This window comes from Robbsia sp. KACC 23696, assembly GCF_039852015.1.
Lineage (GTDB): Bacteria > Pseudomonadota > Gammaproteobacteria > Burkholderiales > Burkholderiaceae > Robbsia.
The window spans coordinates 660112-681905 of the sequence record NZ_CP156628.1 but is presented as its reverse complement, the minus strand read 5'-3'; the positions used below and the strand labels follow the sequence as shown (position 1 = coordinate 681905).

Sequence of the window (21794 nt, the reverse complement as noted above, 5' to 3'; positions counted from 1 at the left end):
TTCGCCACAGTACGAGACGGCAACGCGCATGGTGAAGCGGAAGCAAGCATCCTATAATTACGCCAAGCGGCAAGGTATCGTGCGGTCCACAATCCGCGCGCCCGGCGCCAGCGTCTGAAGTCCGACGCGCCCGAGCGGCGCATCTCGGCGGTAAAAAAGGAGTGCGGGTGGCCATCAATTTGCTGAATGCGATGCAGGTTTTCGTTCGCGTGGTGGAAACCGGAAGTTTTACCAAGGCGGCAGACGCGCTACAGATGGAGGTCCCGAGAGTCACCCGGGCCGTGCAATCCCTCGAGGCGCATCTGAACACGCGGTTATTGAACCGCTCGACGCGTCACGTCAGCGTCACCGAGCACGGCAAGCGCTGTCTTGAGCATTGCAGAGCCGTCCTCGAGCATCTGCATACGCTCGAGGACGAGATGATCGATGCGGATGCGTCGCCGCGCGGCGTCTTGCGCGTCGATCTCCCCGCCATCCTGGCGCATCACATCGTGATCCCGGCCTTGCCCGACTTTCTCGCGCGCTATCCAGAACTGCGCGTCGAGTTGAGTACGACGGACCGCCGGGTGGACCTGATCAAGGAAGGGCTGGACTGCATAATCCGGACGGGCTTGCTGGACGACATCGATCTGGTCGCCAAACCGCTTGGCGCCTCGACGACGATCGTCTGTGCGGCGCCGTCGTATCTGGCCGAATATGGCACGCCGTTGACGCTGGCGGATCTTGCCCGGCATCGCGCGGTGAATTACCGCTCGGCGCAGACCGGCCGCATCCGCCGTTGGCCACTCGTCGACGACACTGGCACCGAAGTCATGATCGATATGCAGGATGCCGTCGTGGTCACGGACGCCAATGCCTTCCTGCAAAGCGCCTTGTCAGGTCTGGGACTGGTGATGACGTCGCTGTTCGCCACGCAAGCGCATTTGGAATCGGGCGCATTGCATGAGGTGCTCGCCGAGCATCGGCCGGCGCCGCGACAAATCTGGCTGTTGCGCGCGCCGGGGACGCCGTTGCGTAAAGTCGCGGCGTTTTCCGACTGGCTCGCGGAACGTTTTCTCACCATCCCGTCCTTGCAAGGGCAGGGGATGCCAGGCCGGCCCGACACCCACGGGTCCTCATCCGCGTAAGTCGGCGTGACGCTGCGCATCGTTTCGGTGCGATGACCCTACAGGCCGTTCGGTCGATGCGTGAACGATAGAAATGCCGGGCGTGTCTCACGGTTTCTGCGCACGTTGCGCGAAGACGGGAGACATCGCATGCGCATCACGCCTCAGGCGCCCCATACGCGGCCGTTGCGTTGGCCGGCGTCCGCCGCGTCGCGCGCCGAGGGCACCGCGGCCGCTGGTTCGTCTGCTTGCACGGGTCGCTTCTCCTCGTTTTTATGCGGCTCGTCGGGCATTGCGCCAACCCTGTCCTCCGCGCGGTCCTCCGTAGCGCGGTTGGATGCTCGCAATGTCAGGTCTGGCACTAGCGGCGCGGGCAGCGACTTGCCCGGTGTCGAACCCGCGCCACCCCTTTTGTACGGCGACGCGATTCAGTCAGTCTCCGATCATGTTCGGGTCGTCATCGGGCTGCGGGCGCCGAACCCGACCGCCACGCCGTTGTTGCGGCAGGGATATCCGGCAAAAAATTTCCATCTGAAGGCGAAGTCGAGCGCGGATGGCCCCACGGCGGGATTCGTTCCCGTTAAGGCCGAATATGCCAAGGTGGCAGTCGAGCATCGCGATGCCCACGCTCGGGCGGTAGTCGATGCGCTGCGTAGCGGTGCGCGCGCGATACCGCTGGTACTGACCGGGGGACAGATCGACACGTTGAAGCGGCGCGCGAAGATTGTCGAAGTGCGCCCCCGCCACTATGTCGCGGCCTATCACGGCAAGATGAAAGCGTTCAGCATCGATCGCAGGGGCCGCGTGTTGGACGAGCACGGGGCGGCTGTCGAGGTCTTGTCGAACCCGCAGACAGCGGAGCAATCGAGCGCGGCGCTCGCGATCGTGCCGCGTTCTGGCTTGCCCGCCGATGCCCCCGGGATGACAGCGCCGCCTCGCGCCATGCGTGCGATCGTGACGCTGCCGCCGGTGATGCCGGTAACGGTGGATTACGATCTCTTTACGCTGATCCCGCTGCGCGGACAGGCGGCCAACCAGCGGCCGGTGCCGTTGCGTGCGAAGATGCAAGAAGGGCAGCTCGCCTTGCCCGGGGGCGCGGTGCGTCGCTGGCGCGGCACCGGCGGGTTTTGTCTGATCGGCGTCGATCGGCGCGTGCGGCATGATCCGGCTGCCTCCGAAGATCCCGACATGGGCAATGTGCACCCCTTCGGTCGCAGAATCATCAGCATGTTGAACGATGCCATCCGGCGCAGCGGTTATCGCGGCGGCGATCTGGTCTGTCATAACGACGAGACCGGCAACCCGTTCAGCAACGGTTTCGATCCGCACGACTGCCCGATCTTTTTCGTCCCGGGCGAACCCCATCCCTTTCACCTGCCCTATGTGCCGGTCAGGCATGAAGGCAGAGGGGCGGTCGCCGTGTTCCTGACGCGGCATTTTGCGGGACAGCGTCTTCGGCGCTTCTACGACTGCCTGCGCGCACGGGGCTTTGTCCCAGAGACCAGTGCGCTGTTCGGCATCTAAGTTTTTTACGCGAGGGTAAAACCGACCATGACGGCAAAGGTGTTCTCGTCGCTCTCTCGACATCGTCTGGTCGTGGCGGACACGGTGGCGCTGATCGTGTTTTTCACGACGACCGGTCTTCTCAACGAGCGTTTTATCGCAGGGATGCGCTGGGATCAGGTCCTGCACGCGCGGCTCCTGGGCGCAGCCTTGATGGTGCCGGTCGGACGTCCCTATGGCCTATGGCGCGATTACGTGATGCGCCGGGCCGGCGTCGGCCGTCTTTCGCAGATCATGTGGGACAGCATTGCCTTAGTGACATTCCAAGTGCCGATCTATGCGCTGATCATCGCCGTGAATGGTGCGGCCGGACGAGGGCTATGGATGGGCACACTCGGGGCGACGGTGATGATGCTGGTGCTGGGGCGTCCCTATGGTGCGTTTCTCGCCATCGTTCGCCGCATGTTCGGGCTGCCCGCGGCCGTGGAAGGGGCGGTCCGACCGATGAGCCTTAATTCGTAGGCGCGCGCGCGTTCAACGGCTTGTGCCAGGCACGGAGACGAGACTGATATCGATGCCGGCGTCCTGCAGGCGGTGGGCGGCGGCGTCGGCAAGCGCGTCGTCGGTGATGATCTGGTCGAACTGCGCCAGCCCGGCAATCCGGTAGGTGCCGAAGGTGCCGTACTTGGAACTCGTCGTGACCAGGATCTTGCGCGACGCCGTTTCCATTGCCGCGCGCTTGACTTCGACCTTGGGCGCCGAGGGCGTAGTCAGGCCGCGCTGCAAGTCCCATGAGCTGCTGGACACGAAGGCGACGTCGCTGGCCAACTGACGCAATGTCGCCGCGGCCAGCGGCCCCACGCTGGATCGATTCGGATGATCGAGGACCCCGCCGATATGAATGACGTTCACGTGCGGCGCCTCGACCAAGGCCTCGACGACCGGGAAATCGTTGGTGATGACAGTCATGTCCTGGAGCGCGATGATATGCGGCACGATCGACAGCGTCGTCGTGCCGGCATCCAGATAGACGGTCATGCCAGCGTGCAGCAGCGTGGCGGCATGCGCCGCGATGGCCCGCTTTTGCGCAAGCTCGACGATGGCCTTGACCTGATGACTGGGTTCGGTGCTCAACTGGCTGGCGATGCGCACGCCGCCCGGTACCGAGTAAGCCCGTCCCTCCTGCTCCAACACGGAAATGTCGCGTCGCACCGTCATATGCGAGCATTGGAACATCTCGGTCAACTGATGGACGCTGAGGACGCCATGGCGCCGCAACTCCCGCAGAATCGATTCGCGGCGTTGATCCGGGATCAATACGGGCGGTGCGGTCTGAGGATCCATCTCGTTGCGCGGGCGGTCGGTGGCGTGTTCTTCGGACATCATGCTTCGGGGCGGTTTCGGGTGGCACGACGCGCGCGCGATTGGGTGCGTAAGCGGGAAGGTAAAACCCCATCCCGACGGTCGTTAGCGGTCCGCATCGTGTCCGCGGCGCTAGATTACGCGATGACGGCCTGAATGAGCAAGACGCCTGCCAGGCCCAGCAGCGATTGCAATGACAACATAACCGTCCACGTGCGCAGCGTCTGGCCCACCGACAACTGGAAATACTCCTTGAACAACCAGAATCCGGAGTCGTTGACGTGTGACAGCATGACCGCACCCGAGGCGGTGGCCAGGACCAGCAACTCGGGCGACATGCCGGGATGCAAGCCGACCAGCGGCGCCGCGATACCAGCCGCCGCCAACGTGGCGACCGTCGCCGAGCCGACGCAGATCCGCAGCAGCGCGGCGATCAACCAGGCCAGCACCAAGGGATCGAGCGACAACGTCGAGAGATGCGACACGATCAGGGTGTCAAGATGCACGGCGGTGAGCATATCCTTGAAACCGCCGCCGGCGCCGAGAATCAGCAGGATCGCCCCCAGCGGCGCCAATCCCTTGCTCGCCATCTTTTGCACTTCGGACAGGCTGTGTCCCGCCTTCAGGCCCAGTGCGAAGAAAGCGAAGATCACGGCGACCAGCAAGGACAGTATCGGATCGTTCAACGCCTGGAATACGGTATAGGCGGTCGAACCCTTTGCCGTCTGGCCCAGCCCGATCGTGCCGACCAGCATCAATGCGGGCGGCAGCAATACCGACATCACGGCCATCGGCAACGAGACGCGTTGGGCGCGCTCGTCCGCATCACGGGCGCCTACCGGCCCAGCGTTCAAGTCCGGTGCCGGGCCGAACCAGCGGCTGGCGAGCTTCGTGAACAAGGGGCCGCAAATGATGGCGCTCGGCACGGCGATCAGCAAGCCGTACGCGATGGTCAAGCCCGTGTTGGCGTGGTAGGTCACGACGGCGGCCATCGGTGCCGGGTGAGGGGGCAACAGCCCGTGCGCCGTATAGAGACCCGCACCGAGGGGCAGGCCGATGTAGAGCAAATGCGATTTGGTCCGCTTTGCAACGGTGTAGACGAGCGGCGCGAGCATGATGAAGCTGACGTCGAACAGGTGCGGCATGCCGATCAGCAAGGCCGCGGCACAGATCGCCCACGGGATCGTTTTCACCGGACGTTGACCGATGAAGGCATTGGCGATGCGGTCGGCCCCGCCCGAACCGAGCAGGATGCCACCCAGCAAGGTGCCCAGTCCGACGACCGGGCCGGTCTTCGCCAAGGCGCCGCCGAAACCCTTTGTAAAGGCGTCGACCACGGCCACCGGCGCGAGACCATGTGCCAAGCCCAGGCCGAGCGAGGTCAACATCAACGCCAAAAACGGATTCAATTTCAAGCGCGTGATCAATAGGATCAGCACTGCGATGGACAGAACCGCCAGGACCACCGAATACATATCATGCGTCATGCTCGTCTCTTTTCTCTGCCGCGTGCTGTTGTAAGCGTTTTCTTTCGCGCCCTTGAAATGGCCGGTCACTTGCGCGTCGACGTAATCCGCCTTGCGCGCAGGTGCCAGCCGCCTCGATCAGCGCGTTACTGTGCGCGCTTCGGGGCGATGCCGATTTGCCAGGCGTCGTGCAGCGCCGGGTCATAGCCTTCGATGTCGCCGATGCGAAGCAGCTCGCCGGCAGCCAAATCGCGCTTGGTGGTGGCATGTGCCGCGAGATAGAGCGGTGCGACATCGCTCGGCACGTCGGTACGCGGACACAAGACCGCCTGTACGCCTGTCACGTCATGATGGTGGCCGCCCATCGTCAACCGTGTGCCGGCCGGGATGGCTTCTTTGGTACGGCCGGCTAGCACGACACATTGCGACGGCTTGTCCGAACCCGATGCCCGACCATGCAGCACCGCGTTCAACAGCGAGATCGGCGTTTCCACGCCCATGAAGTGATACGGCAGATAGAGGCAGGCATAGCGACCATTGCGGCTTACCACGTGGCCCTTTTGCTGCAGCAACGCCCAGGTGGGACCGTCGGTCGTGCGAACCACCACGAACACGCCGCCGGCGAAACTCGCTTCGTCCGGCAGGCGCAGCACGTTGAAAACATCGATCACGCCGCCGCGACGCAGCACGCCACCGTCTTCCTGCAGCGCATAGATGTCCGCCAATTCCGCGGTGCGTGCGATTGGGTAGTGCATCAGCTCCGTGTCGGTGACCAGGCCGGTATTGGTGCCGACGACCGACATCTCGCAATAGTCTGCCGTTGCCGACGTCTTCAGGCCGTTCAAGGCGGCACGTCGCGCGGCGAGCGTGGCGGGAATATCGTCGCCCAATTTCAGCAAGCCGCCCAAATCCGGGGCGTCGATGACCTGATCCAACTGGGTGACCTTGCCCGATGCGGGATCGAATACCAGATCGTATTCGCTGGACTTGCCGGCGGCGACGATATCGAGTCCGAGTACGCGTGCCCAACTGACCCAGCCGATCAAATTGGCGGGTTGATCGCCATCGGCTGTCGTGTAGACCACGCCGTGTTGGCGGGCGAGATCGGACAGCGCGATGCCGGAGACCGCGTCGACTTCCTTACTCACCATCGCGATATGACGCTTCGCCTCGATGGCCGTGGCGGCCGTGCGATAACCGATCGCCGGATTGCCTGTGGCCTCGACGAGGATGTCATAGCGACGCGTATCCAACAACGTCACATCGGCGATCAGCACGATCGCATCCGCAGGCGCTGCGGCAACCGCATCGGCGTTTTCGCAGATCAGCAGCGACGATTGCGCGAATCCGAGCTCGATGCACAAGGCGCGCAGTCCCGTGACGTCCAGATCACACAAAATGGCCGGAACCAATTTCGGCATCAACCGCGTCTGGGCCAACAGCGTGCGAGAGAAACCGCCTTTGGCGCCGGTGAGTGCATAGCGCACCACGCGATCAGACTCGGCAGCGAACAGTAATTCGAAATTCATCGCATTCCCCACGGATGGTTTGGCGCCGCGCGACAGCTCGTCACAGCGCAATGCTGCGAATGTTATTTGGAATATCACCAGAAGGTCAATGAAATTCACACAAATTCACATCAAGGTAAACGCTAGGTCACGTGGGCATTTCGCCATATCATGGCCTGATAAATAGTATTTCGTGCTTAACTTTCGCCGAGACCGACAATGTCGATGTGAAATTTCGTGTAGCATTTCGCCTATACGTTGCGTGTCGATCAATGTCTGCCGCGCGCCACGCACAGATATTCACATTGATTCACGCCCCTATCTTATTTCCGCTGTCCTGATGACGGAGACTGTATGAGCAACGCCCCCCGTCCTTTGCTGGGATGTATCGCCGATGATTTCACCGGCGCCACGGACTTGGCCAATATCCTCGTACGAGGCGGCATGCGCACGGTCCAGACGATCGGCGTGCCTGAGGCGTCGCTGGCCAATGCGCTGGATGCCGATGCGATCGTCATCGCATTGAAATCGCGCACCGCGCCAGTGGCGCAGGCCATCGATGCCTCGCTGCGCGCCTTGGCGTGGCTGCGCGAACAGGGCTGCCGGCAGTTCTTCTTTAAGTATTGCTCCACGTTCGACTCGACCGATGCCGGCAATATTGGCCCAGTTGCGGAGGCCTTGATGGCGGCGCTCGGGACCGACTTTACGATCGCCTGCCCGGCGTTTCCAGCTGCGGGGCGGACCTTGTTTCGCGGTCATCTGTTTGTCATGGACACGCTGTTGAGCGAGTCCGGCATGGCGCACCACCCGTTGACGCCGATGCACGATGCGAATCTCGTCCGTGTGTTGCAGCGCCAGACCACGCGCAACGTGGGACTCGTGCGTCAGGACGTGGTCGCGAAGGGGGCCGCCGCGGTGCGCACGCAATACGCTGCGTTGCAAGCCGACGGCGTGGGCATGGCCATCGCCGATGCCATCGACGACGCCGATCTGATGACACTGGGCGAAGCCTGCGCGGCCATGCCGCTCGTGACGGGCGGCTCCGGCGTTGCAATGGGGCTGCCAGCAAATTTCCGCAAGGAAGGCTTGTTGCGCGAGGGCGATGCGGCATTGCTGCCCTTCGTCGACGCCCCGACGGTGGTGCTGGCGGGCAGTGCATCGCAGGCGACGCAACGACAGGTGGCCGCGTGGCTGGCGGCCGGTCATCCGGCGTACCGTCTCGATGCGATGTCGCTCTCGAAAGGCCAGCCGGTGATCGCGGCCGCGCTCGCCGTCGCGCGGGAAGCGATTGCCGCGGGCAAGGTCGCGCTCGTCTATGCGACCACGACACCGGACGATGTCAAGGCCGTGCAGGCCGCCCTCGGTGTCGAGGCGGCCGGGGCGATGATCGAGGATGCGCTCGGCAAGATCGCCAAGACCTTGCTCGATGAAGGCGTCGGACGATTTATCGTCGCCGGCGGCGAGACCTCGGGCGCGATCGTCAATGCCTTGGACGTCAAAGCGCTGCGTATCGGTGCGCAGATAGATCCGGGCGTGCCGCTAACGGCGACGTTGGGCGGCGGCCGAACCTTGTCGGTGGTGCTGAAATCCGGCAATTTCGGCAGCGACGACTTCTTCGAGAAAACGGTGCGATTGGTGGCTGCAGACGGCGCGAATACGGCAATCGCAGGGAGCGCGAAATGAGCCAGGAATCGCGCTTGCGCGAGGAAATATGCGATGCGGGCCTGAGCTTGTACAGCCGCGGGTATACGGTCGGAAGCGCCGGCAATATTAGTGCGCGCCTCGACGATGGCTGGCTGATCACGCCGACCGATGCCTGCCTCGGTCGCCTCGATCCGGTCGCCATCGCCAAGGTGTCGAGCGCGGGCGAATGGATTAGCGGCGACAAGCCATCGAAGACATTGCAATTACACCGCCAAGTCTATGATCGAAATCCCTCGGTCGGCGGCGTCGTGCATACCCATTCGACGCATCTCGTCGCATTGACGCTGGCGGGCGTGTGGCGCGCCGGCGATGACGCCACCGGTGGTGCGAGCGACATTCTGCCGCCGTTGACGCCGTATCAGGTGATGAAAGTGGGGCACATCCCGTTGATTCGCTATCGTCGGCCGGGCGCGCCCGAAGTGGCCGAGCAGGTCGCGCTGCTGGCGAATCAGGTACGCGGTGTGATGTTGGAGCGGCTGGGCCCGGTGATCTGGGAACAGTCGGTGCTGAAAGCCTGTTATGCGCTAGAGGAATTGGAAGAAACCGCCAAGCTCTGGCTGATGACCACGCCGAAGCCGGAGCCGCTCTCGGCGGAGGCCCTCGCCGAATTGAATCAGGTCTTTAACGCCAACTGGTAAGTCTGCCAAGTACGTTCGATCGCGCGCCTAAAAAAAGAAGCTAAAGCGCGATGCGCGTACTCTGTGCTATCTTGCGGCCCGCACGCATTCAGTGGCATCGATGATCTGGTGTCGCGAACAATGAATCAACGTGGTTGGCGTCATCCACGAACGATCATCTTCAGGATGCGTGTCTTCGCACGGAACGATGGCCGTCCTTTGCCGTTGTCTCAAAACGACGACAATTCAGCAGTCGGATGCTGCCTATTCCGCGCGGACGACGCATAATCAATGCGTCTGCAATAATCGGTAATGCTGGGGCGGCGCTTCGATACTGACCGGTGGTCGTTCGGACGCGTTGCATGCAACGCAAGAGCCACGGACCAGGCTCTCGGACAAGCTGACCCCTTGTGCGCACGCCGCCTTGCTTACCTTGACGAACCACGCATCGGGCTCTACACGTGGCAGAGAATCAAGTGTTTCATGCCTGCTCCGGCAGGCAGTCGATCGGTCCTTATCGGCAGCCGCATGTCCGGCGATCCATGGCCTGGGCAAGAGGCATCATGCTGACCTTGACGCTGACCTTGCCGTTGGCGTGTGCGCTGGCCGCACCTTCCGCCAATCAAACGTTCAATCCAAACGGTGCATCGAATAGTGTGTCGGTTGGGGCGCAGCGCAACGCCGCCATGACGCCGAACGTCGCATTTTTCTATGGCGCGAATCCCCCCGTGGGCGAGTTGCAATCGTTCGATGCAGTGGTCCTCGATTCCCGTACGACATTCGACCCACTGGCGCATCCGTTGCGCCACACTACGTGGATCGCGCACGTCGCGGGTACGGCGGCGAACCAGAACGTCCTGCAATCGATTCAATCCTTATGGCAACGCGGATTCCGCGGCTTCATGGTCGACAGCGGCGTCGGTGCCGACACCGTGACGCGCATCCACGCGCAATATCCGGATGCCAAGTTGATGGTCAGCGGCGACGATGCGGTGGCGCAGTCCGCTGCGTTTGCCGGATCGCTGTATGCCGTCGTGGGGCCATCCCTGTTGCTGCAGGCTGGCGCGGACGGCGCATTGACGCCGGTCGCCGATACGGTACGCACCCAACGTCTGGCCGCCGCGCATGCATTCACGGCTCAGACCGGCGTGCCGGTGATCGATATCGAATATTGCGACGCCGTCGATCGCGACTGCGCGCGTCGTGCGGCCAGGCAGGTGGTGGCGGCAGGCGGACTGCCCTATGTGACGGACCGCAGCGTCGACGTCGTCGGTATCGGCAAGATCGAAGTGATGCCGCGCAGAGTATTGGTGGTTCAGGACCGAAACACGCACGAGGCGCTGGATCTCGCCGTGCGCGTGCACAACATCGCCGGACCGCTGAACTATTTGGGATACACCGTCGAATACGCCGATCTCGATAAGCCGTTCCCGCAGGATATCAATCCGGATCGCTACGCCGGGATCGTCGTCTGGATCGATGATGAAAACGTGCCGAACGTACAGGCCTGGCGCGAATGGATCGGCAGCCGGATCGACGCGCATGTACCGATCGCTTTCTTGGGGCGCTTCGGCTTCGATCTGAACGATGGGGCCGGCCAGGCACTCGGTCTGCGCTCGGTGCAAGGGCCGTTCAGCGGTCCGGTCAACATTGTGCAAAGCGATCCGTTGGCGGGCTTCGAGATCAAACCGAATGTCGATCCGCGCGATATTCAGGGCGTGCGCATCATCGATCCCCAAGGGCAGACGCTGCTGCGCTTCAACGCGAACGGTCAGCAGGTCGACGAAATCGGCCTTATGCCATGGGGCGGCTATGCGCTCGCGCCGTACAAGGTCGTCTCGCTCAATGGCATCGAGTTGCAGCGCTGGGCGATCAACCCGATCAGCTTCTTGACCCGTGCCTTGCGGCTCGCACCGTTGCCCTCGCCGAGTCTGACGACGGAGAACGGTCTGCGGCTGTTCATGACGCACGTCGATGGCGACGGGTTCGCATCGCGCGCGGAGTTCCCGGGGCCGGACTACTCGGGCCAAGCGTTGTACGATCGCATTTTCTCGCGCTACAAAGTGCCGATGCTGCTGTCGGTGATCGAAGGGGAAGTCGGGCCCACGGGGCTGTATCCGAAGATCTCGCCGCGTCTCGAGCAAATTGCAAAGGCAATGTTCGCGTTGCCGAATGTGCAAATCGGTAGCCATACGTATTCGCATCCTTTCCAGTGGGACGAGGTCGACGCGGAAACCGGTGCGAAGACCGATGCCGGCGGTAGCGATGCGGCTTTCTCGCTGAACATCCCTGGCTATAAATTCGATCTGGATCGGGAAATCAGCGGCTCCATCGACTACATCAACACGCGTCTGGCGCCGCCCGGGAAGAAGGTAGAGGTCCTGCAATGGTCCGGCGATTGTCATCCGCCGGCACTTGCCATCCGCAAGGCCTATGAGGCCGGTGTCTACAACTTCAATGGCGGCGATACCGTTATCACCAAATCGGCGAACAGCTGGACGAATATCTCGCCGGTAGGCGTCGACAAGGGGCCGGGTGCCTATCAGGTCTATGCGCCGAACCAGGACGAGAACGTCTATACGAACGATTGGCAGGGCCCGTTCTATGGATTCTCCCGCGTGCTGGAAACCTTCGCGATTACCGACGCACCGCTGCGCTTCAAGCCGATCGACATCTACTACCATATGTACACCGGCACGAAGGAGGCATCCTTGCACGCTCTGGAGCAGATCTTCGACACCGTGTTGAAACAGCCGGTGTTGCCGGTCTACGTCACCGAATATATTCAGAAGGTGCTTGATTGGCGCACCTTCTCGGTGGCGCGTGACGTGCAGGCTGATGCGGGTAGCGGCTTGGCGGGGTGGCATTTCCGCGGTAACGGCGCGATTCGCGAAGTGCACTGGCAGCCGGGTGGCGCGCCCGATTTGCGCAACGCGTATAACGTCACCGGCTATGCACCGGGTCCGGATGGCATCTACGTGCATATCGAAGACGGCGATGCGCGTGTCGCGTTCGACGCGAGCGCCGCGGCGAGACCAACGCAGCCCTATATTTCATTCGCGCGCGGTTTCGTCAAGGATGCGGTGGTGCGTCCGAATGGCTTGCAATTTGCCTTTGCTGGTCACTACGCGCCCTACGTGCGATTCGAAAACGCCGGGCAGTGTTCGGTGACCGTCAACGGGCAGCGGCGCGACATGCACCGCGAGGTCGGCGTCGATGGCACGCCGGGCAGCGCTTTGCAAATCGATCTGCCGGCGCAGATGCCGGAGAAGATGCAGTACGACGCGATAGAGTTGCACTGTGGCCACTAAACGCTTGCGCATCGCGCCCACCTGGCTCGTCGGCGTCATGTCGGTCTCGGTGGTCGGCCTCCTGTACGTCGCGCATCCGCGCGGCGGCATCCAGGGGCGTCTGGCGACGATGAATGCCCCGTCGGCGCTGAGTATCGCCTACCTGGAGGCGCTTCTGCGTTCGAAGCCGACCGACATCGATCTGCTGACCTTCCTGGGCAACCAGTATTACAAGGTGGGGCGCGATGTCGAGGCGCGCAAGATCGCGAACCGCATGGCGGCGATGCCGGGCGACGAGATTCAGCGCGCGGCGATGCTGCTGAAACTCGACGTCGATGTTCGGACGGTGAATGCCTTGCCCGATGGCGACCCCGCGCGTGCCGCGCAGCTGGAGGTGGTGCGTTCGGAGTTGGTGGATGCCGCGCGTCTGCAGTGGTCGATCGCCGATACCCAGCGTCTCGCGGCCACGGCGGCATCGACGAATGCACAGCAAGTGGCAAAGCAGCTCTACGCGCGGCTCGAGAAGCAGGATCCGGCGAATGCGAAGCGGTGGAACGCCGAGGTCGTACGCTATGCGATGTATGACGCCGACTATCGTACCGCGGCCGACGGCTGGTTCCGCGCACAGCAGATGTCGAACGATATCAACGAGCAGCGTCGTTGTTTCATTGCCGGCATTCGCGTGCTGCAATCGGGCAATATGCTCGATGCGGCATTGACCGCTGCCGACCGGTATGGCGGCGCGTTCACGCACGACCGTCAAGTGCTGATCGTCTTGCTGAACCTGGCACGGGCGGCGCGCGCGACCGATCGCGTCGATCGCTATGCGAAGGCGCTGGCAGGTTATGCGCTGGCAGAGCCGGCCCCCGATGCAACCGTGTTGGCGGCGATGCCCGAGGTTCGATCGGACGATGCGGGGCGTCGTCTGATCGTCATGCCGGATGCCTGGTATGAAGCGCTCGGGCTCGATAAGCCGATCCAGCATCTGGCGGCCATCGACGAAAGCAAGCGCGCCACCGCGGCGGGCGGTCCGCGACGCGCCGCCTATCGCGGCGCGCGCGGCGTAAGTCCGCAGGGCGACGCGACGCAAGGCGAATTCGAGCAGGCGCCGGGCGCGGATCGTTTCGGAGGCGGCATCGTCCGGGTGCAATTCGTGATCGATCCGCGCAATCCGAATCGCATTCGTGCGGCGAAGGATACGTCGAGCGATGGGCCGGTGAAGCCGCAGGCGGCGTCGGCGGTGCCGGGCGCGACGCCCGCTCAGACGGGCGCGACCAAGCCGACCGCGGCGGCCGATGCCGCCCAAGCCGGTGCCGCGCACGAGGGCGATGTGCCGTCCTTGCTGTATCAGTCCTTCCTGGAGGCGGGGGATCTCGCCAGTGCGCAACGGATGGCCAGCGAGCAGTTGGCCAAGTCGCCGAACGATCCGGTATGGACGCGACGCCTGGCCCAAGTGTCCGAGTGGAACGGCGCGGCGAGCGTGGCCTTGCAGATGTGGACGGCGTATGCCGAACGCACGCAGGATACGGAGGGCTGGCAGAACGTCTTGCGACTCGCGCCGATGTTGAACGACGACAAGGCCTATCTGGCAGCGGTGACGCGCGCATCGAATTCGCGTCCCGACGATACGAAGTTGCTCGACGCGGTGACCTCGACCTATGAGCGCTTGGGGCGCCCCGACGACGGTATCGCCTACCTGAAGTCGCGGGTGAATGCCACGCGCGGGGCGACGTCGCTGGCGGCCGAGTCGCGGATGGCCACGTTGCAGACGCGTGCCGGGCGAGACGACGACGCAATGGCCACGTACCGCGACCTTATCCGCAAGGAGCCGGGTAATGTGGAGCATGCCTTGCGCATGGGCAATCTGCAGTATCGGCACGGCGACTATGCCGCGGCACTGAAGACGCTGACCGATGCGCGCGTGAGCGTGACGGACAAGAGCGACAATGCGGCCATCTACTGGCGCGCGGTAGCGGAGTTGGCGCGGCTGCAGCAGAAGGACGATATCGCGAACGATGCGTATCGGAACCTGCTGGCCACCGGCAAGGTCGTTCCGGACGACCTTGCCGCGATGACCTTCTTCTACGATCCATTCCCGATCGATGCGGCACGGACCGCCGAGGCGCAATATCGGCTGAATCATTCGACTACGGCGTTGCAGGCAGCCTTGCACTATTACACGGACGCGCGCGCGCTGGATTCGGCGAAGGCCTTGCTCGACAGCATCCCGCCCGCCGATCTCGCGTTGCAGGAGCAGGACCCGCAATTCCTGCGCGTGCGCTCCGATTACTATCGCGCGATCAATGCACCGGACAAGGCGCTTGCCGATCTGAGTCGCGCCATCAAACTGCCTGGCGCAACGCAGGACGTGCAGGTGTCCTGGCTGTGGTCGCTTGTCGACTACGGCACCAATGACGACATCCGTCGCGCGCTTGCCACCTGGCCGGATGGCGTACAGGCCGCACCGGCGTTGTGGGGGCCGTTTGCCGCGGCCCAATTACGTCTGAACCGTCCCGATGCCGCGCTGCGCTATCTGCGATTGCAGGCGGCGTCGCTGTCGCGCGATCCCTTGTGGCTGATGGCCTATGCGGAAGCGCTCGATCAGGCCGGGCATGACGAACAGGCCTGGACGCTGCGCCGCACCGTGTGGCGCGGCATGCAGGCGGCGGTGGAGAACGGCGGCGACGGTACCGGTCCGCTCGGCGTAGTCCGGACGGCCGACCCCAACGCGCGGCAGACATCGGGGCGCATCGCCGCGGAAGCCGAGGCACGTGAACAAATCGCGGGGCAACGTGCCTCGCTGGCCACGATCTTCGAGAGCGCCGACGCGTCGCGCGCTTTGCTGCGCGATGTACTTGACAGCGATGCGGGCCGGCGCGACACCGGTCAGGCGCGCGCGTCGATGATCGGCGATCCGCCGGGTCTGGCGCCGTTGCGCGAGGCCTTGCGCGGGACCAGCGATGCCCAGGTTGGCGCGAATGGCGCGCGGGGCGCCGACGGTACGCCAAGCGATAAGTTGACGTCCTCGGTCGCGAAGGACGTGGCATTGGCATGGGCCTTGTCGCACGAAGGCAATGGTATTGCCCGGCGCTGGCTGGCGCGCCAATACGCGGGCGCCTTGATGGTGCCGCGCGAGCAGGCGATGGTGATCGCGCTGGCCGATGACGATAAGCCGCGCATCGAACAACTGCTCGATCACGGTAAGGGCAGCCTGTCTGTGACGGGGGCGATCGATGCGTCCATCGCGCTCGATCGACCGCAGCAAGCGGAGGGGCTGGCCTATCGCGGCCTCGACGGCGCGACCGCCTCGGATGTGCTGCACAACCGTCTGCTCGATACGGCGATGAGCTGGCCCCAATCGGTGAGCACCGGTGTCGAGATTACGACGCAGCATCCGTTGAGCACGATCGCGCAAAGCGCGGCCGGCAGCGTCAAGATCGGCGACCACTATATGGTCGGCGTCGACAGCGTGCAGAAGTTCCAACGTTCCGCCGATAGTACGCAGTTGACGAATGTCCCCGGGCTCGACAGTACCGTGGACGTCTATCTCCGGCGGCAGACGCAGACGACGGCGATTCAGGCCACGGTGGGGCGTCGGAAGGGCGTCGAGACCGTCTATCCGATGTCGCTGTCGGGCGAGCTCAATCGCGGCGGCGCCGTGTCCGGAGAGGTTCGGATCGGGCGCGACCAGGCGGCGAACGAATCGCAGCTGCTGGCGGTGGGGGGCGTGAAGGACAACGTCTCCGTCAGCGCCCGCTGGAATGCGACGAACCGGATCTACGCGTCGGCGACGTTCGAAGCGGCGCGCTATTACAGTCAGGCCCGCAACAACGTCGGCAGCGGGACGAATGTCTCGGCGGAGCTGGGATATCGCGTGCGTACCACCTATCCTGACTATACGGTGCGGGTGATCGGCGTACGCGGCGATTATCACGCGAGCGGCACGCCCGACGGCCTGCTGAGCCGATTGATTCCAGCCGATGCGGGAACGCCGACAGCGGCGACGGTGATGCCGCAGAGCTATACGCAATACGGTGCCTTCATCGGTTTCGGCACCGATTCGCAGAACACGTATTCGCGCGCATGGCGGCCGTATGTCGATGTCGGCATCGTCCACGATTCGAATCAGGGCTGGGGTCCGCAGGCCAGTGCCGGCATCGGCGGATCGGTGCTTGGTGGCGACCGACTGGTGTTCTATGTATCGCGTCAGCAAGTTTCGGGCGTGGGTACGGCAGTGACACTGATGGGCGTCAACTACATCTATTTTTATTGATTCAAGAGCGACGTAAGTGACGATAAGCGAGGAAGGCGAGATCATGATGAAGAAACTGATGCAGCGCGGCGCGAAGGCCGCAACGGTGGCCGCGCTGGCCCTCGTGCTCGCCGCGTGCGGTACCGTGCGGCAGAGCGGCACGCCGGCAATCACGAGCACGGACCAGGTCGTCCTGGCATCGATGGCGAATTTCACGGAAACGCCGGATGCCGGGCGTAGCGCCGAATCCATCGCCGCCAATGCGCTGCGCGCCTCCGGCGTCGATGTGCGCCTGCCGCCGCTCGCCACCGCGAATGGCAGTGCCAGCGCGCTGTTCAGCTCGAGCTCGCGCGCCGATGTCGAGCGCACGATGACCTGGGCCCGTTCGCAGAAGGCCCGTTATGTGTTGAGCGGCGCGGTGGAAGAGTGGCGTTACAAGACCGGCGTCGATGGCGAACCGGTGGTAGGCGTCACGTTCGAACTGACCGATGTCGATTCGGGCAAGGTGGTGTGGAGCGCGACCGGAACGAAGAGCGGTTTCAGCCGTTCGAGCCTGTCGACCGTGGCAACGCGTTTGATTTTCAATACGCTGGCGCCGTTGACGCGTCATCGCTGATCGGCGAGCACGCGACCGGTGATACGACAGGATTCAAAGGAGTAGACGGCACATCATGGCAATTTCCAAGCCGCCTCGGGTGTCCAGGAAGGGTGACGACCACGTCGCAGATGCCACGGTCGGCGCTGCGTCCGGTGTCGGCACGGCTGCGGGCGCCTTCGAAGGTAGCGCACAGCGCAAGACCGCGGCGTACGGCAACGTAGGTCGGATCCGACGCATTATCGCGCCGGCCGCCGCGCGTCCGTTCGCGCTCGTGGAAAGCGCGATTTTCATGGTGATCGTCCTGGCGATCCTTGGTGTCCTGCGTCCGGCCGATCCGCTGGCGTTGACCAGCCCGTTTCCGTGGATATGGCTCGCGCCGCTGGTGCTTGCGCTGCGGTACGGGACGCTGATCGGCCTGTTGGGCGGTGGCATCATGCTGGCGGAGTGGGTCTTTATCGGCCATAACGGCGTGCGCAGCGGCGCCTTTCCGGTGGCATTTTTCGCCGGCGGATTTATCGAGATCATCGTCGTCGGCCATTTCGGCGACACGTGGGGCGCGCGGGCGATTCAGGCCAGTGCAAAAAACGATTACCTGGCAGATCGATTGGTCGCGCTGACGAACAATCATTACTTGCTGCGCTTGTCGCACGATCGTCTCGAAAAGGATTTGTTGTCGCAACCGACGACCTTGCGCGACTCGATCGTCGAACTGCGGCGCATGTCGGTGCAGGGCGGCTTGAAGGATCCGGGCGAAAGCGCCTTGGCCGCGGAGCATCTGCTGCGCTACATCGCGCCGATCTGCCGTCTCGAGCAAGCGGCTTTCTATCCGGTCAGAAATGGGCGTATCGGCGTGCAGGCGATGGCGATCTTCGGCGAGCCTTTCGATCTGGCGCCCAACGATGCGCTGATCACGCACGCGCTGGAAAACGGCGCGCTCGCCCATTTGAAGATGGAAGAGGGTGAGCTGCCGGACAGCCTTTATCTGGTGTGCGCGCCGCTGCTCGCGGCCGACGGCTCGACGCGCGGCATGCTGGTGATTCGCCGCATGCCCTTCCTGTCGCTGACCCTCGACAACCTGCAGTTGATTCAGGTCTTGTTAGGCTATTTCGGCGACGGCCTCGAATACGCGGAGCTGGTGCGGCACGTGATCGATATCGTGCCGGATTGCCCTGTCGAGTTCGCGCTCGAACTCAGCCGTCTCGGACGGATGGCGGGGCGCACCGGCGTGCATTCGTCGCTGGTATCGCTGACCTTCCCGCGCTCCGAATCCAGCGATTCGCTGTTCGAACACGTGTCGCGACGCCGTCGTGCGCTCGACGTATTCTGGGAAATCCAGACCGCCGAACATTCGATCGTCGTCAATTTGATGCCGGTCACCGATATCGGCGGCATCAATGGTTATCTCGCGCGGATCGAATCGAGTCTGCGCGCGCAGTTCGCGACCGATCTGGAAACGGCGCGCGTCGCCGTGCACACGCAGTTGCTGGGCGATCTGGACCCCGCGCTGGTATTGCAACGTATCCTGACTCTCAGCGGCGTCGATGACTGATCCCACGACTTCTGAAAACAGTGCTGCAGCGGCTGCGTCGTCGGACGCGGCAGCTGTCGGTACGGGCGAACGGACGGGCAATGACGTGCCGGACGGGGCGAACGTGCATCGTCTGCGACGTCTGTTGATCGCGCTGGTCGCCTTCGTCGTCACGGTGATCGCGCAGACCGGCGCCGTGCTCGCATTGAAGCAGGGCGGCGCCGATGCGACGGGCGCCGGGCCTTTTCTCATTTACCTTGCCTGGCAGTGCGTGGCCGGTTTTGCGGAAGCGGTGATGTTTCGCGAATGCCTGCCGTACGAATACCGTTTTCCGCGTAAGGCGACCTTGCTGCTGTTATGGCTCGCGTGCACGTTGGTGCCCTTGCTCGGTGGCTTCATCATCCTGTTCGCCTGCGGTTGGGCGAGATGGTTCCCCGGCACCGTACGGAGTCCGCAGATCGTCATCGTGCCGCGTCCGACATTCGTGTCGAATCTCGTGTCGCAGGTCACGCACGGCAGCGGCGCGCGGCTCCAGGCGCGCGTCTCGAACGTCGCGGTACCGGCGCCCGATCGGTTGTCTGCGTTGGTCGCCATCCAGCAGATGCCGACGCGCACCACCAGCCCCTTGTTGCGCGAGCTGCTGACCGACCCCTTGGAGGACGTGCGCCTGATCGCGTATGGCCGGATGGACCAAGCGGAAAACGAGATCATGCAGAAGATCTTCGCCGCTCGAAAGCAGATTGCCTACGCGGCAAACGATTCGCAGTTGCAGGCCTTGCATCGGCTGCTGGCGGAGCTTTACTTCGAGCTTGCGTATCAAAATATCGTGCAGGGCGCCGTGCAGACGCATGCGTTGCAGCAAGCGGACCAGCACGCGCAGGAGGCGCTTGCCATCCGGGGTGGCGATGCCGCCTTGTGGTTGCGGCGAGGACGTTTGGCGCTGGTCAATAGCAATCCGACACTGGCGCGTGAGTCGTTCGAGCAGGCCCGCAAATTGGGCTTCCCCGCCGATCGATTGGCGCCATGGATGGCCGAGGCGGCGTTTCTCAATGGCGATTACGATGCCGTGCACACATTGCTCGAGCCGTTGCGTTCGCATGCCGCGCTGCCTGTCTTCAAACCCGTGGTGGAGTACTGGTCCACATGAAACCACTCCCTGAACGCCGGTCCGCGGATTCGGACGTCTGTCTGTTGCTGGAAGGCACGTTTCCCTATGTCCGCGGCGGCGTGTCCAGTTGGGTCAACGAGATGATCCGATCGTTTCCGGACATCCGTTTCGCGATCGTCTTCATTGGCAGTCAGCGCTCCGACTACGGCGCGCCGGCGTATGAGTTACCGGAAAACGTCGTCCATATCGAGACGCACTTTCTGTACGCACCGGTGGCGGCCGATGCGGCCCGTCCTTTGGCGGTGGACGGGGACGCGGATGCGTTCGGACGTGCATCGGCCTTGCATGACGCGATGCGCGATCCGCGCGGCAGTCAGACGATCGGTAGCCTGATCGCGGAACTGATCCCGATGCTCGACGCGAATGGCGGTTTGAGCGAGGCGCAATTTCTCACCAGCCGCAGGGCGTGGGAGTCGATCGTCGATCGATACGAGCGTTTCTGCACGGATCCGTCCTTCACCGATTACTTCTGGACCGTGCGCACGATGCATCGGCCGCTTTGGCTGCTGGCCGATGTCGCGCGGACGGTCCCGAAGGCCAAGGTCTATCACACGGTGTCGACCGGCTATGCCGGTTTCCTCGGCGCCTTGCTGCATTACCGGACCGGGCGTCCGCTGTTGATCTCGGAACACGGCATCTACACGAAAGAGCGGAAGATCGATCTGCTGCAGAGCCAGTGGATTCGCGACAATCGCGGGCTGTTCGAGCGCGATATTTCGCGCGTCAGCTATTTCCGCGAACTATGGGTGCGCTTCTTCGAAGCGATCGGGCGCCTGGCCTACGATGCCTCGTCCGATATCGTCGCGCTTTATGAGATGAATCGGCTGCGGCAGGTCGCGGACGGTGCCCGTTCCGAGCGCACGCGCAGTATCCCGAACGGCATCGACGTCGAGCGTTTGGCGCCGCTCGTGGAGAGGCGGCAGAACGGCAAACGACACGTCGTCGGGCTGATTGGTCGAGTCGTGCCGATCAAGGATATCAAGACCTTCATTCGCGGCATCTTCATCGCCTCCCAATCGATGCCCGATGTCGAAGGGTGGATCATCGGGCCGGAGGAAGAGGATCCGGAGTACGCGAAAGAATGTCGGGCCTTGGTGGAAAGCCTCGGATTGAAGTCGCGCTTGAAGTTCATGGGGTTTCAGCGCATCGACGACATGATGCCGCAGATCGATTTGATCGCGCTGACGTCGATCAGCGAAGCGCTGCCCTTGGTGTTGCTCGAAGGGTTCGCGGCGGGCGTACCGGCCATCACGACCGACGTCGGCTCGTGTCGGCAACTGATCGAAGGGTCGGACGACGAGGATCGCGCATTGGGGTCGGCCGGAGACGTCGTGCAGATTGCCAATCCGGCGATGTTCGCGCAAGCGGCGGTCGCGCTGCTCGGCGATGAAAAACGCTGGTTGGAAGCGCAGCAGGCCGGCATGGCGCGGGTGCGCCGTTATTACACGAAGGGCCAAATGGTGGGCAGCTATCGGGAGCTGTACGACAAGCTGTCGCGAGCACCGTCGCTGACCTTTGCGCATGGCGACACTGCTTCGCGTGGTGGCAGCGACGGTTCGGGTAACAGCGCTGGCGGTGGGGCAAAGCGCCGCCGCTTTGGCTTGCCGTTCGGCGCCAAGGCGGCCGCAGACAAGACGATGGCGAAGGCGGCGATGCCCCCTGAGCGCCTGTCCGAGGGCACGGCGGATCCCC

General features: G+C 63.4%; 13 protein-coding genes and 1 pseudogene. 11 read left to right on the top strand and 3 right to left on the bottom strand.

The genetic code is table 11. The annotated features are described in order from the left end of the window. Nucleotides 1–167 precede the first annotated feature (167 nt). The 3 genes from ABEG21_RS24255 to alaE all read left to right on the top strand — a co-directional run bounded on the left by ABEG21_RS24255 (nucleotide 168) and on the right by alaE (nucleotide 3131). The gene (locus ABEG21_RS24255; protein ID WP_347558162.1) at nucleotides 168–1127 is read left to right on the top strand and encodes a LysR family transcriptional regulator; all 960 of its coding nucleotides are present in this window, start codon (nucleotides 168–170) and stop codon (nucleotides 1125–1127) included. Nucleotides 1128–1256: 129 nt separating this feature from the next. Next, nucleotides 1257–2630 carry an anthrax toxin-like adenylyl cyclase domain-containing protein gene (locus tag ABEG21_RS24250; protein ID WP_347558161.1) on the top strand — a complete coding sequence of 458 codons (1374 nt, stop codon included), beginning with the start codon at nucleotides 1257–1259 and terminating at the stop codon, nucleotides 2628–2630. 27 nt (nucleotides 2631–2657) lie between these two features. Continuing rightward, nucleotides 2658–3131: an L-alanine exporter AlaE gene (alaE, locus tag ABEG21_RS24245; RefSeq protein WP_347558160.1), complete on the top strand. Its 474-nt coding sequence runs from the start codon at nucleotides 2658–2660 to the stop codon at nucleotides 3129–3131. Between the two features lie 12 nt (nucleotides 3132–3143). Here alaE and ABEG21_RS24240 read toward each other — a convergent pair whose 3' ends face one another. The 3 genes from ABEG21_RS24240 to ABEG21_RS24230 all read right to left on the bottom strand — a co-directional run bounded on the left by ABEG21_RS24240 (nucleotide 3144) and on the right by ABEG21_RS24230 (nucleotide 6966). Beyond that, entirely contained in the window at nucleotides 3144–3995 is an 852-nt protein-coding gene (locus tag ABEG21_RS24240; RefSeq protein WP_347558159.1) for a DeoR/GlpR family DNA-binding transcription regulator, read from the bottom strand. 113 nt (nucleotides 3996–4108) lie between these two features. Beyond that, entirely contained in the window at nucleotides 4109–5458 is a 1350-nt protein-coding gene (locus ABEG21_RS24235) for a gluconate:H+ symporter (RefSeq protein WP_347558158.1), read from the bottom strand. Nucleotides 5459–5583: 125 nt separating this feature from the next. After that, on the bottom strand, nucleotides 5584–6966 hold the full coding sequence (locus tag ABEG21_RS24230; RefSeq protein ID WP_347558157.1) for a homoserine dehydrogenase: 1383 nt from the start codon (nucleotides 6964–6966) through the stop codon (nucleotides 5584–5586). Between the two features lie 333 nt (nucleotides 6967–7299). Between ABEG21_RS24230 and otnK the strand changes: the two genes are divergently transcribed. The 8 genes and pseudogenes from otnK to pelF all read left to right on the top strand — a co-directional run. Continuing rightward, nucleotides 7300–8628 (top strand): 3-oxo-tetronate kinase, encoded by a 1329-nt coding sequence (otnK, locus tag ABEG21_RS24225; RefSeq protein ID WP_347558156.1) that lies wholly within the window; start codon nucleotides 7300–7302, stop codon nucleotides 8626–8628. Further along, on the top strand, nucleotides 8625–9287 hold the full coding sequence (locus tag ABEG21_RS24220; RefSeq protein ID WP_347558155.1) for an aldolase: 663 nt from the start codon (nucleotides 8625–8627) through the stop codon (nucleotides 9285–9287). Before otnK ends, ABEG21_RS24220 begins: the two co-directional genes overlap by 4 nt. A gap of 542 nt (nucleotides 9288–9829) precedes the next feature. Continuing rightward, nucleotides 9830–12577: a sugar ABC transporter gene (locus ABEG21_RS24215; protein ID WP_347558154.1), complete on the top strand. Its 2748-nt coding sequence runs from the start codon at nucleotides 9830–9832 to the stop codon at nucleotides 12575–12577. Beyond that, complete coding sequence (locus ABEG21_RS24210; RefSeq protein ID WP_347558153.1) at nucleotides 12567–16829, top strand: tetratricopeptide repeat protein; 4263 nt, start codon at nucleotides 12567–12569, stop codon at nucleotides 16827–16829. Before ABEG21_RS24215 ends, ABEG21_RS24210 begins: the two co-directional genes overlap by 11 nt. A gap of 43 nt (nucleotides 16830–16872) precedes the next feature. Then, nucleotides 16873–17424: a penicillin-binding protein activator LpoB gene (locus ABEG21_RS24205; RefSeq protein WP_347558152.1), complete on the top strand. Its 552-nt coding sequence runs from the start codon at nucleotides 16873–16875 to the stop codon at nucleotides 17422–17424. A 55-nt stretch (nucleotides 17425–17479) separates the two neighbouring features. Further along, complete coding sequence (locus ABEG21_RS24200; RefSeq protein ID WP_347558151.1) at nucleotides 17480–18955, top strand: PelD GGDEF domain-containing protein; 1476 nt, start codon at nucleotides 17480–17482, stop codon at nucleotides 18953–18955. Further along, nucleotides 18948–20081, top strand: coding sequence for a hypothetical protein (locus ABEG21_RS24195; protein ID WP_347558150.1), 1134 nt, complete (start codon nucleotides 18948–18950; stop codon nucleotides 20079–20081). The genes ABEG21_RS24200 and ABEG21_RS24195 overlap by 8 nt, the downstream gene beginning before the upstream one ends. Next, nucleotides 20078–21598, top strand: a pseudogene (gene pelF, locus ABEG21_RS24190) (GT4 family glycosyltransferase PelF); the annotation flags it as partial. The gene ABEG21_RS24195 and the pseudogene pelF, both read left to right, overlap by 4 nt. Nucleotides 21599–21794 lie beyond the last annotated feature (196 nt).

Bases quoted from the DNA above. Each gene is read 5' to 3' on its own strand.
- ABEG21_RS24215 (WP_347558154.1), top strand. From the start codon at position 9,830: ATGCTGACCTTGACGCTGACCTTGCCGTTGGCGTGTGCGCTGGCCGCA.
- ABEG21_RS24205 (WP_347558152.1), top strand. From the start codon at position 16,873: ATGATGAAGAAACTGATGCAGCGCGGCGCGAAGGCCGCAACGGTGGCC.
- alaE (WP_347558160.1), top strand. From the start codon at position 2,658: ATGACGGCAAAGGTGTTCTCGTCGCTCTCTCGACATCGTCTGGTCGTG.
- ABEG21_RS24240 (WP_347558159.1), bottom strand. From the start codon at position 3,995: ATGATGTCCGAAGAACACGCCACCGACCGCCCGCGCAACGAGATGGAT.
- ABEG21_RS24220 (WP_347558155.1), top strand. From the start codon at position 8,625: ATGAGCCAGGAATCGCGCTTGCGCGAGGAAATATGCGATGCGGGCCTG.
- ABEG21_RS24235 (WP_347558158.1), bottom strand. From the start codon at position 5,458: ATGACGCATGATATGTATTCGGTGGTCCTGGCGGTTCTGTCCATCGCA.
- ABEG21_RS24200 (WP_347558151.1), top strand. From the start codon at position 17,480: ATGGCAATTTCCAAGCCGCCTCGGGTGTCCAGGAAGGGTGACGACCAC.
- otnK (WP_347558156.1), top strand. From the start codon at position 7,300: ATGAGCAACGCCCCCCGTCCTTTGCTGGGATGTATCGCCGATGATTTC.
- ABEG21_RS24230 (WP_347558157.1), bottom strand. From the start codon at position 6,966: ATGAATTTCGAATTACTGTTCGCTGCCGAGTCTGATCGCGTGGTGCGC.
- ABEG21_RS24195 (WP_347558150.1), top strand. From the start codon at position 18,948: ATGACTGATCCCACGACTTCTGAAAACAGTGCTGCAGCGGCTGCGTCG.
- ABEG21_RS24250 (WP_347558161.1), top strand. From the start codon at position 1,257: ATGCGCATCACGCCTCAGGCGCCCCATACGCGGCCGTTGCGTTGGCCG.